Source organism: Pseudonocardia sp. CA-142604, from assembly GCF_050948475.1.
Lineage (GTDB): Bacteria > Actinomycetota > Actinomycetes > Mycobacteriales > Pseudonocardiaceae > Pseudonocardia > Pseudonocardia alaniniphila.
The window spans coordinates 9,432,557-9,446,252 of the sequence record NZ_CP192045.1 but is presented as its reverse complement, the minus strand read 5'-3'; the positions used below and the strand labels follow the sequence as shown (position 1 = coordinate 9,446,252).

Here is a 13,696-nt window from a genome sequence, read left to right as displayed (position 1 = left end):
GAGAGTTGTGCCGAACGTGGACGACACGCATTTCGATCTTGTGGTGATCGGATTTGGCAGAGGCGGCAAGACGCTGGCCGCCGCGATGGGGCAGCGCGGCAAGCGCGTCGCTGTCATCGAGCGGTCGGCGCAGATGTACGGCGGCACCTGCCCCAACGTCGGGTGCGTACCTACCAAATCGCTGATCCATCACGCCGAGACCGGCGCCTACCACGGCGAAGCCGTCGAAAAGACCCGGAACCTGACCACGAGGCTACGCGGCATCAACTTCTCGATCCTCGACACGATGGACTCGGTCACGGTCCTCACCGGCCGGGCCGCTTTCGTCGACCCCAAAACGGTGGAGGTCAGCGCCGGCTTCGACAGCATGACCGTGACCGGCGAAACCATCATCATCGATACCGGGGCCGAGCCCGTACTGCCCGCCATTCCCGGGCTCGCCGCAAGCACCCGCGTCCACACGAGCACCGATCTCATCGGGCGGGACAACCTCCCACGGAGGTTGGCCGTGCTCGGCGGTGGGCACGTGGGCATCGAGTTCGCCTCGATGTTCGCGCAGTTCGGCAGCGAGGTGACGGTGCTCGACCAGGCTCCGCGCATCCTCGGTCATGAGGACGACGACGTCGCAGCGGCTGCGGAACAAGTGCTGGCCGACACGGGAGTCCGGTTCGTCCTCGGCGCTCAGGTCATTGGGCTGTCCGAGACTGCTGAGGGTGCCGAGCTCGACTACCGGCAGGGTGACGATGGTGGCACGGTGGCTGTGGATGCGGTGCTGGTTGCGGCCGGCCGCAAGCCCGCCACGGAAGGCCTCCGATTGGACCTCGCGGGCGTGGCGACCACGCCCGGCGGTGCGGTCGAGGTGGACGATCAACTGCGCACGCGCCAGCCCCACATCTTCGCGGTCGGCGATGTCAAGGGCGGACCGCAGTTCACCTACGTCTCCCTCGACGACAGCAGGATCGTCGCCGACCAGCTCACCGGCCTCGGAACCCGATCCACTGCCGACCGCCTACACATCCCCTACGCGCTCTTCCTGACGCCCCCATTGGCGCGGGTGGGGCTCACTGAACGAGAGGCGCGCGAGCAGGGGTATGCGGTGAAGGTGGCAGAGAAGGCGGTCGCGGAAATCGTCGCGATGCCCAAGGCGAAGATCCTCGGAGAGACCCGGGGGCTGATGAAATTCGTCATCGACGCGAAGACCGACCTGATCCTCGGCGCCGCCCTGCTGAGCGTCGACGCGCAGGAGCTCATCAACCTCGTCACGCTGGCAATGCGTCACGGCGTGACCGCGGGCGATTTGCGTGACGGGATCTACACGCACCCGTCGTCGACTGAAGCCTTCAACGAGGTGCTGGCCGCTCGGCGGAGCTGACCGAGCAGGAAGGAAAGACATCTCAGAGCGTGTTTGAGAAGATCAACCGTCGCATGAAACGGTGCGTTGTTGTTGCAATGATAGGACAAGAACCCATGTCCCTTGACCATAGTGAATTCGTACGATTGAGCAGGATCGCAGAGTCGCTCAGCAGAAGCGACCCTGAGTTGGCGCGTAAGCGCGCCGCGCCCATGCGTCGTAGCTCGCTCTGGACTGTGCTGTGCTACCTGGTGCTTTCCATGTTCGGGTTCGTGGCCCTGGCGGTCGTGGCGATCGGCGATACCACCTCGCTGGGCAACTCGATCGAGAAGAGTGCGTTGCACGGGAACGAGAGGACGGCGGCGGACTTGCGGCCGCAGGTGCACGACCAGGTCGACGAGCACTCCAGTGGGCACCGCGCTCTGCTGATGGGCCTCCCTGTCAACTACGGCGCCGCCGATACTCGCTGACGACATCGGTCGCCAGGCCAGTTCGCCGGAATGACCGGCCGGCTTCGCAGCGAAGTGGTAGCGGCGTCGTGAAAGTGCCGGTCTGGCTACGACTGATGCCTTCCGGCGATCAACCGTCGAATGTAACCTGTCGGAATTCGTGGATCGGTCCGCTCGACCCATGGTCGCGGCACGCTGCTCGGCCGTCATCACGGCGCCCGAACCGGCAGGATGCAGCATTTGCGCCTCGGCTTTGGCCTGCAGAAATGTTTACGTGCCGTTCCGGTTGGGGGAATCTTGGTGGTGCACGTTACATGGGAGATCACTTCTCGGCGTGTTAAAGATTAATCATGGCCAACTGCGATAACGTTGAGGATTGCAAGTTTGCAGATCGTATCTTCAACATCTACACCGACGCATTGCTCACCTATATGATTGATTTGGGGCACCGCGCCGGCCTGTTCGAGGCTGCAGCCGCCGGTCCGGCGACCTCGCACGTCCTGGCCGGGCGTGCGAGGTTGCAGGAGCGGTACGTGCGGGAATGGCTCGGCTCGATCGTGGCCAACGGAATCATCGCTTATGACCCCGGTACTCGCGAATACACGCTCCCGCCCGAACACGCTGCGTCCCTCACCGGAGCCGGATTGGCAAACATGGCCCCGACGGCGGGAATGGTCGTGATTTATGGCAGGCACCTCACGGAGCTCGAGCACGCTTTCCGGGCGGGTGGGGGAGTGCCGTACTCGCGGTTCGGTCCCGAGTGGGCCGAGAAGATGGACCAGGTCAGTCGCGGGCCGGTGGACGAGTTGCTGGTGGACCGCTGGCTGCCATTGGTGCCCGGGCTGCCCGAACGCTTCACCGCGGGGGCCCGGGTGGCCGATATCGGCTGTGGCAGCGGACATGCCCTTGCGGTGATGGGGGCGGCGTTCCCCGCGTCGACGTTCGTGGGCTACGACATCTCCGAGGACTCGATCGAACGGGGTCGGGCCGAGGTCTGTGAAGCCGGGCTCTCGAACGTCACGTTCGAGGTGGCCGACGTGGCCGAGCTCGAGCCCGAGCAACCGTTCGACGCCGTGTTCGCCTTCGACGCGATACACGACCAGGCCAAGCCCGCGGCCGTGCTGCGCGCGGCTCACGATGCGCTGGTGCCCGGCGGGACGTTCTTCATGATGGATCTGGCACTGTCGAGCAAGCTCGAGGACAACATCGGCAACCCTCAAGCTCGGTGGACCTACTCCTCCAGCACGCTCTACTGCATGACCGTCTCGCTGGCCGAGGGCGGAGCCGGGCTCGGCGGTGCCTGGGGTTGGCAGACTGCGAAGCGGATGCTCGCCGAGGCCGGATTCGGTGAGGTCGTCACCCACCGCCCGGCGCCGGGCTCCGAGCGGAACATGATCTACGTGACGCACCGGCCGAGCTGATCTACTACCGCCGCGCGGCCAGGCGCTCAGGCCGACGAGGTGATCGACCGCCTGCGGTCCCGCGTCGCGACGTGGTGGCTTCCCGACGGGGTCGAGTTCATCGACGAGGTGCCCAAGACCGGCGTCGGCAAGTTCTCGGAGAAGGACCCTCCGCGAGAAGTTCGCCGGCTACCAGGCAGACACCTGACCACCGCGCGCCTCACGTGCAAACCGCGTCCTCCCGAACTGTGCGGCTCCCGCGGCCTGTACTGCGCCACAGCCCGATAGCGGTGACCGGTTTCACGTAACTCGGACCAAGAAGCCCAGCCATCTCGTGCCTATCGCCCGCGAACACTAATGAGGAGAACCTGATGACGCTGAAGGATTCCAGTCTTTGGGCCATCGATCCGCCGGAGCCCAACCTGACGCCGGAGGAGCTGATCGCGCGGGCCGCGGCGCTACGTGGGAACCTGCGTGAGCGTCAGGCCGAGTGCGAGCGGCTGGGCCGTCTCCTCGACGCGACGCTGCAGGAGTACCTCGACGCCGGCTTCTATCGGGTCATGCAGCCCCGGCGGTTCGGCGGCTACGAATTCGACTTGGATACCTTCTTGAGCGTCACGGTCGAGCTGTCGCGCGGGTGCCCGTCGAGCGGCTGGGTCTTCGGGCTCATGGCCACGCACAACCTCATCGCCGGCCTCTTTCCGGAGCAGGCACAGGCCGAGCTGTTCGGCGACGGCGACTTCCGCTGCTCGCTCTCCGCCCTCCCGGTGCCTGTGCTGAGGGTCGAGGGTGGCTACCGGGTCAGTGGTTGGTGGGACTACGCGTCCGGCTGTGAGGTGGCAACGCACTTCATCGGCGGCACGAGCGTCGCCATGAAGCGGGGTGGCGAGGTTGTCGACACGCGATTCATCGCGATGCGCCGGGACCAGTTCGAGATCATCGACAACTGGGACACGCTCGGCATGCGCGGCACGGGCTCGCGGCGCGTCGTGGTCGAGGATCTCTTCATTCCCGAGCATCACACGGTGCCGTCGCCGAACCCCTTGCGGCCTATCGTGCAGTTCCCCGGACGCGGCCTGTACTCGAACCCGGCGTTCTACGGATCGCTGGCGTCGCTGCTCGTCTCCGAACCGGCCGCGGTCTGTGTCGGCATCGCACGGGCTGCGATCGATGAGTACCACGAAAACATCCTGACCAAGCGACAGTGGGGGCCGACGTCGCCGCAGCGCTGCGAGTTGGCGGTGTTTCAGCGATTGCTCGGGGAGGCGACGGCCTATGTCGACACCGCCGAGGCGGCATTGCATCAGGTCGCACGCATGTGGACCGAGCTGGCGCGACGCTCGATGGAGACCGACGTGCTGGTGAGCGATGCCGACGACCGCCGCCTGGTCCTCATCGAGCAGCAGGTTGTCGAGCTGGCGTCTAACGCGGTCGAGGCGATCTTCCGCACGAGCGGTTCGAGTGCGTCGAGCCGAGGCCAGCGGATCGAGCGCTACTTTCGCGACCTCAGCATGATCCGCACGCACGCCACGCTCCAGTTCGAGCGCACGTGGGAGAATGTCGGCCGCTTGCGGCTCGGGCTCCAGCCACAGATGCCGTTCTAAAGGTCGTCGAGGTCAGTGCCGGGAACCGATGATGTAGTTGCTGGTCGAGGCTGTGTGTGGTGTCGAGCAATCCTCCTTTAATCCGCGGGGTACACGGCTCATGACGGCTGCCCTCGTCAATGTGCGGGCACCGACACGCAGACCATTGTGGTGTCCTCGAGGGCCTCGACGACCCCGGGCGCCTGCTCCGGAACGTGCACGAAGTCGCCTGGGCGCACCGTCACGGCGTCGCTCCCGGCGCCCACTCGTAGCGCTCCGCTGAGCACCACCCATACCTCCGCGTAGGAGGCCGGCAGGTCGGCACGCGCCCCCGCGTAGAAGAACGACGTGTAGGCGCTCATCGACCTGCCGGCCTCCTTTCCGAGGGCGGGCGCAATGAGGATCCGGTCGCCGAAACGGATGGCGTCGTCGCCGATCGCCGAGCTGAACCTGCGGGCCTGCGAGGGCGTGGCAGCCATGCCGGAACCTCTCTCTGCGGTAGTGGTCAGGCGTCGAGTTCGGTCGCGGCGACGGCGTGCACGGGCGGGGCCTGGATCCCGAGCTCTCGTGCGATGGCCGGGATCTCAGGGTCCGCGAGGAACTCGTCGTAGTCCTTCGCGTCCCAGTCGAAGACTGACCACACCCGGTAAGCGTCGTCGGGATCGAAATAGACCCGGGCTCCCCGGCAACCGTGCTCCCGCCGCTTCTCCGCCCCGACGGTCTCGAAGACCTCCAGGAACCGAGCGGGGTCGGTAACCCTGGCGATGGTGACGATCACTACACGCTCCTCAGCGCCATGGACGACTTCCGGCCAGTCGATCAGGACCGTAGAACCTCGACTCGAGTTGAGGTCAAGTGCTGGCGATGATGACCCGAAGAGCATCCTTGGGTTCTTGCGGGCGGTTGCCGCGGACCTCGACCGGGATCGTCGTCTTGCAGGGCGAGGGCGACCATGGTCTCCGCCGGAACCCGGTCTCCCAGGTCTCGATCATCCAGGCCGGGACCCCAATATTCACACGAAGTGTGAGTAGGGCATTGCGGCAACGAGAAGCCCCAAAATCATCTGAAGATCTTCGACTTCGACCGGGATAGCCTGTTCGACGACGTGATGAGAGGCGGAGGCATGGCGACGGCGACGTTCTGGAAAGAAACCGACTCGACCGATCTGCGGCACCAAGAGGCGATCCACGAGGGAATCGGCACGATCGTCCGGAAGATGTTCTTCCGTGAACAGAGCCGGCTCCCCATCCGCTTCGATATCTGGGAGCTTCCCCCCGGCGCCAGCGAAGGCGATCACACCCACGGCGGCAGGGAGGACGATCGGCCGCTCGAGGAGATCTACTACTTCCTGCAGGGCAGCGGCATGATGCGAATCGCGGGTGAAGAGGTCGCGGTGGCGCAGGGCGACGCGATCATGGTGCCGCCCGGCGTCGATCATGGCCTCTACAACACCGGCACCGAGCCGATGCGGCTGTTCCTGATCTTCGGCCGGCCGACGTAGGCCACTCCCGGCCCTCCCCGCACGCGGCTACAACCGGCTTCCTGCCTGGGCGGACGCATCCAAGGCCGCGCTCGCCCCTGCGGAGGTAACGGACCGGCACCGTTCGGCGGCTGACGGCACTGATAGCGCAACCCCTCGCGGTCATCGCCGCGGCTGATCGTGTTGACCGGCAAGGTCGATCGGAAGTCGACGACCGTGTAGCGGCACCACGAAGGGCCAGAAGCTGCGCGTGGGATCGACTTACACTATTACAGCCATGATAACGGGGGACCGCGGTCCACCCCGGAGAGGGACGGAGCCGATGAGCCTTCGCCAGTTCGAGTACGCCCTGGCCGTTGCCGCTGAGGGCTCGGTGACGGCGGCAGCGGAACTACTGCACGTCGCCCAGCCGTCGGTGTCCCAGCAGATCCGCAACCTGGAGCGGGAACTCGGCGTCACACTGTTTGCCCGCACGTCGACCGGGCTTGTGCCCACCGTGGCCGGCCGCGCGTTCCTGCGGGAGGCGGAGGTCGCGGTGAGCGCGGCGCGGCGGGCGAGGGCGACGGCGCAGGCCGGCGCCGGCGCGCTGGTGGGCGAACTGGTGGTCGCGGTGCAGATGGGCTTTGGTACGCGGCAGCTGCCGGGCGCGCTGAGCGCGTTGCGCCGCCGCTTCCCGCGGGTCGAGGTCACGGTCTTCGAGGAGCCGAGCTCCGCCGAGCTGGAGCGGCTGTGCAGCCGGGGCGTGCTGGACCTCGCGCTGATGGCGGCGTGCGATCGGAGCCCCGATGACGCCCACCACCTCGGCGACGAGGAGTTCGTCGTGGTGCTGGGCGCCGGGCACCGGCTGCTCGCCGCCGACCGGGTCGAGCTGCGCGAACTGGACGGAGAGCCGTGGGTGAGGTTCGACCGCGACAGCGCGCTCGACGGCGTGTTGCTGAACGTGCTGCGGGACAACGACGAACTGACTCCGACCACGGCTGCCCGCGTGTCCCAGACGGTGACGGCCGTGCGCTGGGCCGCCCATGGGCTGGGGGTGACGCTCGTCCCGGCCTCCGCGGTGCCCCACGATTACGAGCACCTCGTGCGCCCGGTGTTCCCGGTCGTGTCCCAGCCCGTCATCGCCGTGGTCCGGCCCGGCGCAGGCCCGGCGGAGACGACCCTGCTCGAACTCGTGCGTCAAGAGACCTGGTACGACACCGCCTCCTTACTCACCGGCGTCCTGACGGCCGAGGCGAAGAGTGTCGGGGACCCTGGACGCTGTGGAGAGCCTCTTGGCCGGTCGTAGCCGGGCCTGAGCCCAGGGCAGAACAGTAGGACGAGCTCAGAGCTGGGTAGCGCCTCCGTCCACGACGAACTCGGCGCCGGTGGTGTACGTGGCGTCGAAGGCGAGGAATGCGGCCGCCCTGGCGACCTCGTCGGGGGTGCCGAAACGCTGCATGGGATTGGCCGCGACCCGCTGCGCCTTGAACTGCTCAGCGGCCTCTTCGGTCATCGTGCTCTCCAGGATTCCCGTGTCGATGGGACCGGGGCTGACCGCGTTGACACGAATTCCGCGTGGAAGCAGCTCGCGGGAGAGGGTGCGGGCCATCGAGCGCAGCGCCGCCTTGCCGGCCGCATAGACGCTGGTCTCAGGTATGCCGACGACGTTCGCGATCGAGGTGGTGAGGACGACGCCGGCGCCCGTGCTCAGCAGCGGGGCGAGCTTCTGAACGGTGAAGAAGGCGCCTTTGACGTTGATCGCGAACAGCTCGTCGTACGCCTGCTCGGTCGTCGATGCGAAGGGCGTGATGGGTGAGATGCCGGCGTTGACGAACAGGGCCTCGAGCGTGCCGAATTCGCCCTTCACGCGGTCTCCCAGAGCATCCAGGTCGGACAGTGAGGCCACATCGCCTCGGACGGCCACCGCGTTCTTGCCGAGCCGCTCCCGCGCTGCGTCGAGCGTGGCCTGGGAACGACCGGTGATCACCACGCGGGCTCCGCCGTCCACCATCAGGTTCGCCAGCGCGAACCCCATGCCGCTGCCACCACCCGTGATCACTACGTTCTTGTCGCTGTACGCGCCCATGCCAGGTTTCCTTCGTTCTTTCTCTCACTGATCGGATATGTTGTCGAAACCGGCCTTTCCGCCGTCGGAGTCAAGCCCTGGGGTATTCGCCGCCGTCCACGCCGAGAACCCTCCCGGTCAGCCAGCTCGCTCGGTCGGACACGAGGAACAGCACCGCGTGGGCGATGTCGTCAGGCCGACCATCGCGCCCCAGCGGAGGGGTGTCGGCCGGGCCCGGCCCCACGCCCAGGCTCTCCCAGTGCTTCCGCGTTGCTTCGCCGCCGGGGGTGGAGACCCTGCCCGGACTCACGGTGTTGACCCGGACTCCGAACGGGGCCAGCTCCGAGGCCATTCCCCGGCTGTAGTTCTCCAGTGCCGCCTTCGCTGCCTGGTAGTGCAGGAACGGTGGTACCGGGGGGACGAGCGCGGCCGTGGAGACGTGCACGATCGCCCCCGAACGTCGTTCCTGCATCTCCGGCACCAGCAGCGAGTCCAGCCGCACCGACGCCAGGAAGTTCAGTTCCAGCGCGTCCTGCCACTCCTCGTCGGGAATGGCCAGAGCGCCCTTGTGCGGTCGCGCCCCACCTGCGTTGTGGACCAGGATGTCCACACCGCCGAGCGCCTCGTGTGCGGCCGCGGCGAGTGCCTCCGCTCCAGCCCGTGTCCGCACATCGGCTGCCACGAAGGTGGCCCCCTCCGGCACCGTGCTCATGGCCGACCTGGCGGTCGTGAGCACGTCGGCGCCCGCGTCCAGGAGTTGGCGCACGATGGCTGCCCCGATTCCGCGCGAGCCACCCGTGACCAGGGCCCGCTTTCCCACAAGCTCTCGCGTTCCCGATCCGTTCTCGACCGTGGTCATGCCGCCCAGCCCTTTCGAATGTGTTTGTCCGCTCGTCAGAGGAAGGATCGACGTGCGGGCGGCGCGAGTTTTTAGAGAAATCGCGCCGCGCGCTCGTCGAGCTGTTTTCAGCCTACGTCCGGAAAATAATGAGAGGCAAAGACGAAATGTCAGCAGGCGGCATAGGGAACTCCTATGGCGTCCCGGTCCCTCTCTGCCGTGACCGGCGCCGAGCGCGGCGAGCAGCGGTTGCGGCGGTCCCAGCGCGCGGTGACGGTGGTGAGGAACGGGCACTGACGGCGTAGCCCGGCGCAATCACGGTGGCGAGCCGGCCCGCGGCAGTCAGTAAGACGCCGAGCTCACCACGGGCGGCAGTCGGCTCGCCCGGCGACCGCACCGGGCGAGCAGGTAGGCGCGTACGGACATCGAGGCTTCCAAGCCCGGCCCCTGGCAGATCGCCGTCAGATTACAGTACGGTGGTGTAACGTATCACGTCGACGGCGGCACGAGAGGGCGGATCCCCATGGGGCGCATGATGGCGTTGCGGGCGCACACCAGGGGTGGGCCCGAAGTTCTCATGTACGAATCCGCGCCATGGCCGACCGCGGGCGCGGGGGACGTACTGGTCAGCGTCGACGCGGCGGCGATCACGTTCGACGAACTGAGCTGGCCCGAGACGTGGGTCGTCGGCGGGGTCGACCGGACTCCGGTCATCGTGTCCCACGAGTTCTCCGGAGTCGTGGCCGCACTCGGCGACGGTGTCACCGGATTGTCGGTCGGTGACGAGGTCTACGGGCTGGTCCCGTTCGACCGGGACGGCGCCGCAGCGGAGTACGTCAGCGTGCCGGCCACGAGCGTGGCCATCCGGCCGTCCACGGTGTCGCATGTCGTCGCGGCGGCCGCGGTGCTCCCGGCGCTGACCGCATGGGAGGCCCTCGTCGAGCATGCGGCAGTGGAACCGGGCAGGCATGTGCTGGTGCACGGCGGCGCCGGTGGTGTCGGGTCCTTCGTCGTCCAGTTGGCGACGGCGTTGGGTGCGAGCGTCACGGCCACCGTGCGCACGCGTGACGTGGAGTACGTCCTCGGTCTGGGGGCCGAGCGGGTGATCGACACCGACCAGGAGTCGCTGGACGCGGAGACAGGCGTGTTCGACGTCGTGATCGACGCCGTCGGGCGAGACATACCGGAAGCCTTGTTCGCGGCGCTGCGTCGTGGCGGGCGCCTGATCGCCCTCCAGGAGCCTCCCTCGGAGGAGATGGCCGACAAGTACGGCGTCACGGCCCTGTTCTTCATCGTGACGGCGGAGCGCGACCGGCTGGCCCAGCTGGCCGCCATGATCGACGCCGGCAAGCTGACGGTCGCCGTCGCGGCGACGTTCCCCCTGGCCGAGGGCCGAGCCGCCTACGAGAGCGGCGCTTTCCGGAGGCCCCGCCCGGGAAAGACCGTGCTGGTCGTCCGGTTCTGACCGGACGAATGATGCTCCCGACGTCCCCGGACGAGCCTGGGGATCAGACAGTCCATGATCAGACAACACAGAAAGAAGCACTCTGAAATGCCTGCTGCCTCTACACGGATGACGCAGAAAGATCTGCTGGAAGTCGTGCCACCGTTTATTGCGCAGGGGTCTTCTGCGATGGTCCGACTTCTCGAGCTGCCGCCGGGAGACCCTGGTATCGCTCCACACCGTCACTCCGGACCCGTGTTCGGCTACATGCTCGAGGGGGAAATGCTGTTCGAGCTCGAGGGTGGGGCGCCGTATCCGATCAAGGCGGGAGAGGCTTTCTGGGAACCGGGTGGCGATGTCATCCACTACACGGTCGCGAACCTGCTCGACGACAGGACGAGCCGCTTCGTCGTGGTCATGCTGTGCGCTCCTGGAGTTGAGATGATCACGATGGTCGACGATGAGGAGCTTGCGGCCAAGGCAAGCGAGCGGATTCCCGCACCTACTCGGTAGGGGCGTCTGGCGGCTGTCCCGGAAAGTCGATGCAGCCGTCGAGGGCAGCAACCGCCGACCCCGAATCCCACCTGCTGCAGGTTGCCACCAGCTGGGAGGTGGTCGGACGCCACTCGGAAGAGTTTCCATCGGACGCGAGGGCGGAGATGCTCGCCCGCTATCCCTGGCCGGGATTCGGCGCGGAGGTGCTGGCGTGCTTCGAGGGGCGCAAGCCGGACGGCGCCGCCGCCGCATCGGTCGGCAAGAAGGACATGGCCGGGCGCGTCGCCGCGAATCCCCTCGAAAGCCACCCGGCCACCTGAACCCGGGGGCCGCGAACTCCGCAGGCTGTCCTGGTACCGCGCGCCTTGATGCAATGCCGCACTTCGTGGTCGAGGTGGTATCGGCGACGTGCGCAGCTGCTGACCGGTTGATCGATTGAGGATCAATGTCCCACTGATCAGTCGCTGTTCCACAAAACACAGACCGGTCGAGGCGTCAATCCCACCCTGTATGGTCATTGGTGTGCCCGCTCAGTCGCCGTCGCGCAGAGCGCCGAAATCCCAACTTTCTGTGGAAACCGGCGCAAGTGGGGCCAAATCAACCCGTGGAGAACAATACAAGTGACAAAGGAGAGGAAAGTCATGTTTCAGGACTCCGGTCCGGTGTTGTCCGGTGATCTGCTCAAGACGTTGCACTCGCGTGCGGGTGACTACGACCGCGAGAACGCCTTCTTTGCGGACGACCTGGCGGACCTGCGCGAGGCCGGATACCTGCGGGCTGCCATTCCCGTCGATCGCGGTGGGCTGGGGCTGAGCCTCGCGGAGCTCAACCGGGAACAGCGGCGCCTGGGATATTGGGCGCCGGCCACCGGGGTGGGCATCAACATGCATCTGTACTGGACCGGGCCGACGGCGGACTTCGCCCGGGCCGGGGACGCCGGGGTGGACTGGCTGGTCGAGGAGATCGTGGCAGGCAAGGTCTTTGCCGCCGGTCACGGCGAGCCCGGCAACGACATAGGCCTGTTCGACTCGTTGACGGCGGCGGTCCCGGTTGCGGGCGGTTATCGGGTCAGCGGGCACAAGGTGTTCACGTCCCTCTCGCCGGCTTGGGACTGGCTGGGCATCCACGCTCGTGACGACAGCGACCCGGAGCATCCCAAGGTGGTCCACGGGTTCGTCGCACGTGACAGCGAGGGCGTACGTACCGAGCCCACCTGGGACACCCTCGGCCTGCGCGCCACGGCCAGTCACGACACGCACCTGGACAACGTGTTCATGCCGCACGAGCGGGTCGTCGGGATCTTCGATGTGGGCGCGGTGCCCGACGGGTTCGTCTTCGCCATCCTGCCGTGGGTGCTGCCCATGTTGGGCAACGTTTACCTGGGGCTGGGCCGCCGGGCGGTGGACGTGGCACTGGACACCGCGCAGCGGCGCACGACCAAGAGCACCGGTGATGCGCCGGTGGCCAGTAAGCCCTTCGTCCAGTACCTGGCGGCGGAAGCAGAGCTGGTCCTGGAGGGGGCGACGGCGCAGCTGGACGAGCTGACCGCAGGCCTGACCGCGGGGGTGGACTACGGCGATCGGATCTTGCTTCGGCTGTTCGCGGCGAAGGAGAACGCCACCCGCGCCGCGCGGCAGGCCACCGAGCTGGCGATGGAGATCGTCGGTGCCGGCTCGCTGCACCGGCGCGGCGAGCTGGAGCGGCTCTACCGCGATGTCCGGGCCGGGGCGTTCCATCCGCCCAACAGCGAGGCGGTGCACGACTTCATCGGCCGCTCCGTGCTCGGGCAGCTGTAGCCGACCCCTTGGTGGATGGCCGCGAGGCGACTGGAACCACCGGGCTAGAGCGTCACCGCGCGCTTGGCCGTGCCGGTGGACCGCCGTGTGCCGGTCGTCTTCGCGATGCCCGGCCACAACACGCCGACCACCGCCTCCGCGATGTTCTCCACGCTCTCTCCGCGGTAGAAGGCGGCGTGGTAGCTACCGAAGCACAAGGTGGCGATGGTGTGCTTGTCGATCTCGTCGCGAACGGCGCCGCGCTCCTGGAGCTGCGACAACACGTTCTCGACCAGGGCGACGCGTGGTTCGACCGCGTGCTTGCGGACGATCTCGAGCAGCTCCGGGGTGCGGACCGCCTCACTGGCGAAGTTGCTCATCAGCACTATGGCGTCCGGGTTGTAGTACGCGGGATCCAGTCGGCGGACGGCCTCGACGAGGGCTTCCCGTGGCTCCATCCGGCTCAGATCGAGCGTGTGCATGCCGTGTTCCTTGCGGAAGCCATAGTCCAGCGCGTCGACGACCAACTCGAACTTGGTGCTCCACCGCCGGTAGAGCGTGGGGCGGCTGACGTTGGCGTCGGCAGCGATGTCGCCGATGGTCATTTGCGAGTAGCCGTCGCGGACGAGGCGGTCACGGGTGGCCAGGATGATCGCCTCGTCGATCGTGGCGTCGCGTGGTCGCCCGCCGGGACGCGAGCCGGCAACGTCGGTGTCAGCGTGCTCGTCGCGTGCCCGGACCATGCACCCACCCCATATCGATGTCGACCACGGCATCGTATCCGATTTCGTTACGATCAGTGGCTGTTGCGCAGTGATTACGGGCATTCTACGTAAC

16 protein-coding genes are annotated in these 13,696 nt (G+C 67.0%); 11 read left to right on the top strand and 5 right to left on the bottom strand.

Annotation, left to right across the window (positions count from 1 at the left end):
• Positions 1–16: 16 nt before the first annotated feature.
• From ACQPZQ_RS43125 to ACQPZQ_RS43105, 5 genes are all read left to right on the top strand, one after another.
• A complete protein-coding gene (locus tag ACQPZQ_RS43125) occupies positions 17–1,372 on the top strand; it encodes an FAD-dependent oxidoreductase (protein ID WP_433290233.1) in 1,356 nt (451 codons plus the stop codon).
• A 53-nt stretch (positions 1,373–1,425) separates the two neighbouring features.
• The gene (locus ACQPZQ_RS43120; RefSeq protein ID WP_433299663.1) at positions 1,426–1,821 is read left to right on the top strand and encodes a DUF3040 domain-containing protein; all 396 of its coding nucleotides are present in this window, start codon (positions 1,426–1,428) and stop codon (positions 1,819–1,821) included.
• A gap of 410 nt (positions 1,822–2,231) precedes the next feature.
• Positions 2,232–3,221 carry a class I SAM-dependent methyltransferase gene (locus ACQPZQ_RS43115; RefSeq protein WP_433290232.1) on the top strand — a complete coding sequence of 330 codons (990 nt, stop codon included), beginning with the start codon at positions 2,232–2,234 and terminating at the stop codon, positions 3,219–3,221.
• A 39-nt stretch (positions 3,222–3,260) separates the two neighbouring features.
• Positions 3,261–3,488 (top strand): hypothetical protein, encoded by a 228-nt coding sequence (locus tag ACQPZQ_RS43110; RefSeq protein WP_433290231.1) that lies wholly within the window; start codon positions 3,261–3,263, stop codon positions 3,486–3,488.
• Positions 3,489–3,571: 83 nt separating this feature from the next.
• Positions 3,572–4,804 carry a hypothetical protein gene (locus ACQPZQ_RS43105; RefSeq protein WP_433290230.1) on the top strand — a complete coding sequence of 411 codons (1,233 nt, stop codon included), beginning with the start codon at positions 3,572–3,574 and terminating at the stop codon, positions 4,802–4,804.
• Positions 4,805–4,920: 116 nt separating this feature from the next.
• Here ACQPZQ_RS43105 and ACQPZQ_RS43100 read toward each other — a convergent pair whose 3' ends face one another.
• A complete protein-coding gene (locus ACQPZQ_RS43100; RefSeq protein ID WP_433290229.1) occupies positions 4,921–5,262 on the bottom strand; it encodes a cupin domain-containing protein in 342 nt (113 codons plus the stop codon).
• 26 nt (positions 5,263–5,288) lie between these two features.
• Entirely contained in the window at positions 5,289–5,561 is a 273-nt protein-coding gene (locus ACQPZQ_RS43095) for a hypothetical protein (RefSeq protein ID WP_433290228.1), read from the bottom strand.
• A gap of 345 nt (positions 5,562–5,906) precedes the next feature.
• Here ACQPZQ_RS43095 and ACQPZQ_RS43090 point away from each other — a divergent pair, with 345 nt between their 5' ends.
• Positions 5,907–6,284 (top strand): cupin domain-containing protein, encoded by a 378-nt coding sequence (locus tag ACQPZQ_RS43090; RefSeq protein ID WP_433290227.1) that lies wholly within the window; start codon positions 5,907–5,909, stop codon positions 6,282–6,284.
• A gap of 301 nt (positions 6,285–6,585) precedes the next feature.
• Positions 6,586–7,548, top strand: a complete 963-nt coding sequence (locus ACQPZQ_RS43085; protein WP_433290226.1) for a LysR family transcriptional regulator — start codon at positions 6,586–6,588, stop codon at positions 7,546–7,548.
• Positions 7,549–7,584: 36 nt separating this feature from the next.
• Here the strand turns inward: ACQPZQ_RS43085 and ACQPZQ_RS43080 are convergent, their stop codons facing one another.
• Both ACQPZQ_RS43080 and ACQPZQ_RS43075 read right to left on the bottom strand, forming a co-directional pair.
• Positions 7,585–8,328 (bottom strand): SDR family oxidoreductase, encoded by a 744-nt coding sequence (locus tag ACQPZQ_RS43080; protein WP_433290225.1) that lies wholly within the window; start codon positions 8,326–8,328, stop codon positions 7,585–7,587.
• Between the two features lie 70 nt (positions 8,329–8,398).
• Entirely contained in the window at positions 8,399–9,166 is a 768-nt protein-coding gene (locus tag ACQPZQ_RS43075; protein WP_433290224.1) for an oxidoreductase, read from the bottom strand.
• Between the two features lie 502 nt (positions 9,167–9,668).
• Between ACQPZQ_RS43075 and ACQPZQ_RS43070 the strand changes: the two genes are divergently transcribed.
• From ACQPZQ_RS43070 to ACQPZQ_RS43055, 4 genes are all read left to right on the top strand, one after another.
• The gene (locus ACQPZQ_RS43070) at positions 9,669–10,610 is read left to right on the top strand and encodes an NADP-dependent oxidoreductase (protein ID WP_433290223.1); all 942 of its coding nucleotides are present in this window, start codon (positions 9,669–9,671) and stop codon (positions 10,608–10,610) included.
• 108 nt (positions 10,611–10,718) lie between these two features.
• Positions 10,719–11,102, top strand: a complete 384-nt coding sequence (locus ACQPZQ_RS43065) for a cupin domain-containing protein (RefSeq protein WP_433290222.1) — start codon at positions 10,719–10,721, stop codon at positions 11,100–11,102.
• A 29-nt stretch (positions 11,103–11,131) separates the two neighbouring features.
• Positions 11,132–11,404 carry a hypothetical protein gene (locus ACQPZQ_RS43060; RefSeq protein ID WP_433290221.1) on the top strand — a complete coding sequence of 91 codons (273 nt, stop codon included), beginning with the start codon at positions 11,132–11,134 and terminating at the stop codon, positions 11,402–11,404.
• A gap of 321 nt (positions 11,405–11,725) precedes the next feature.
• Complete coding sequence (locus tag ACQPZQ_RS43055) at positions 11,726–12,880, top strand: acyl-CoA dehydrogenase family protein (protein WP_433290220.1); 1,155 nt, start codon at positions 11,726–11,728, stop codon at positions 12,878–12,880.
• Positions 12,881–12,924: 44 nt separating this feature from the next.
• On the opposite strand, the gene ACQPZQ_RS43050 is transcribed toward ACQPZQ_RS43055, so the two are convergent.
• Positions 12,925–13,602, bottom strand: a complete 678-nt coding sequence (locus ACQPZQ_RS43050; protein ID WP_433290219.1) for a TetR/AcrR family transcriptional regulator — start codon at positions 13,600–13,602, stop codon at positions 12,925–12,927.
• Between the last annotated feature and the right edge of the window lie 94 nt (positions 13,603–13,696).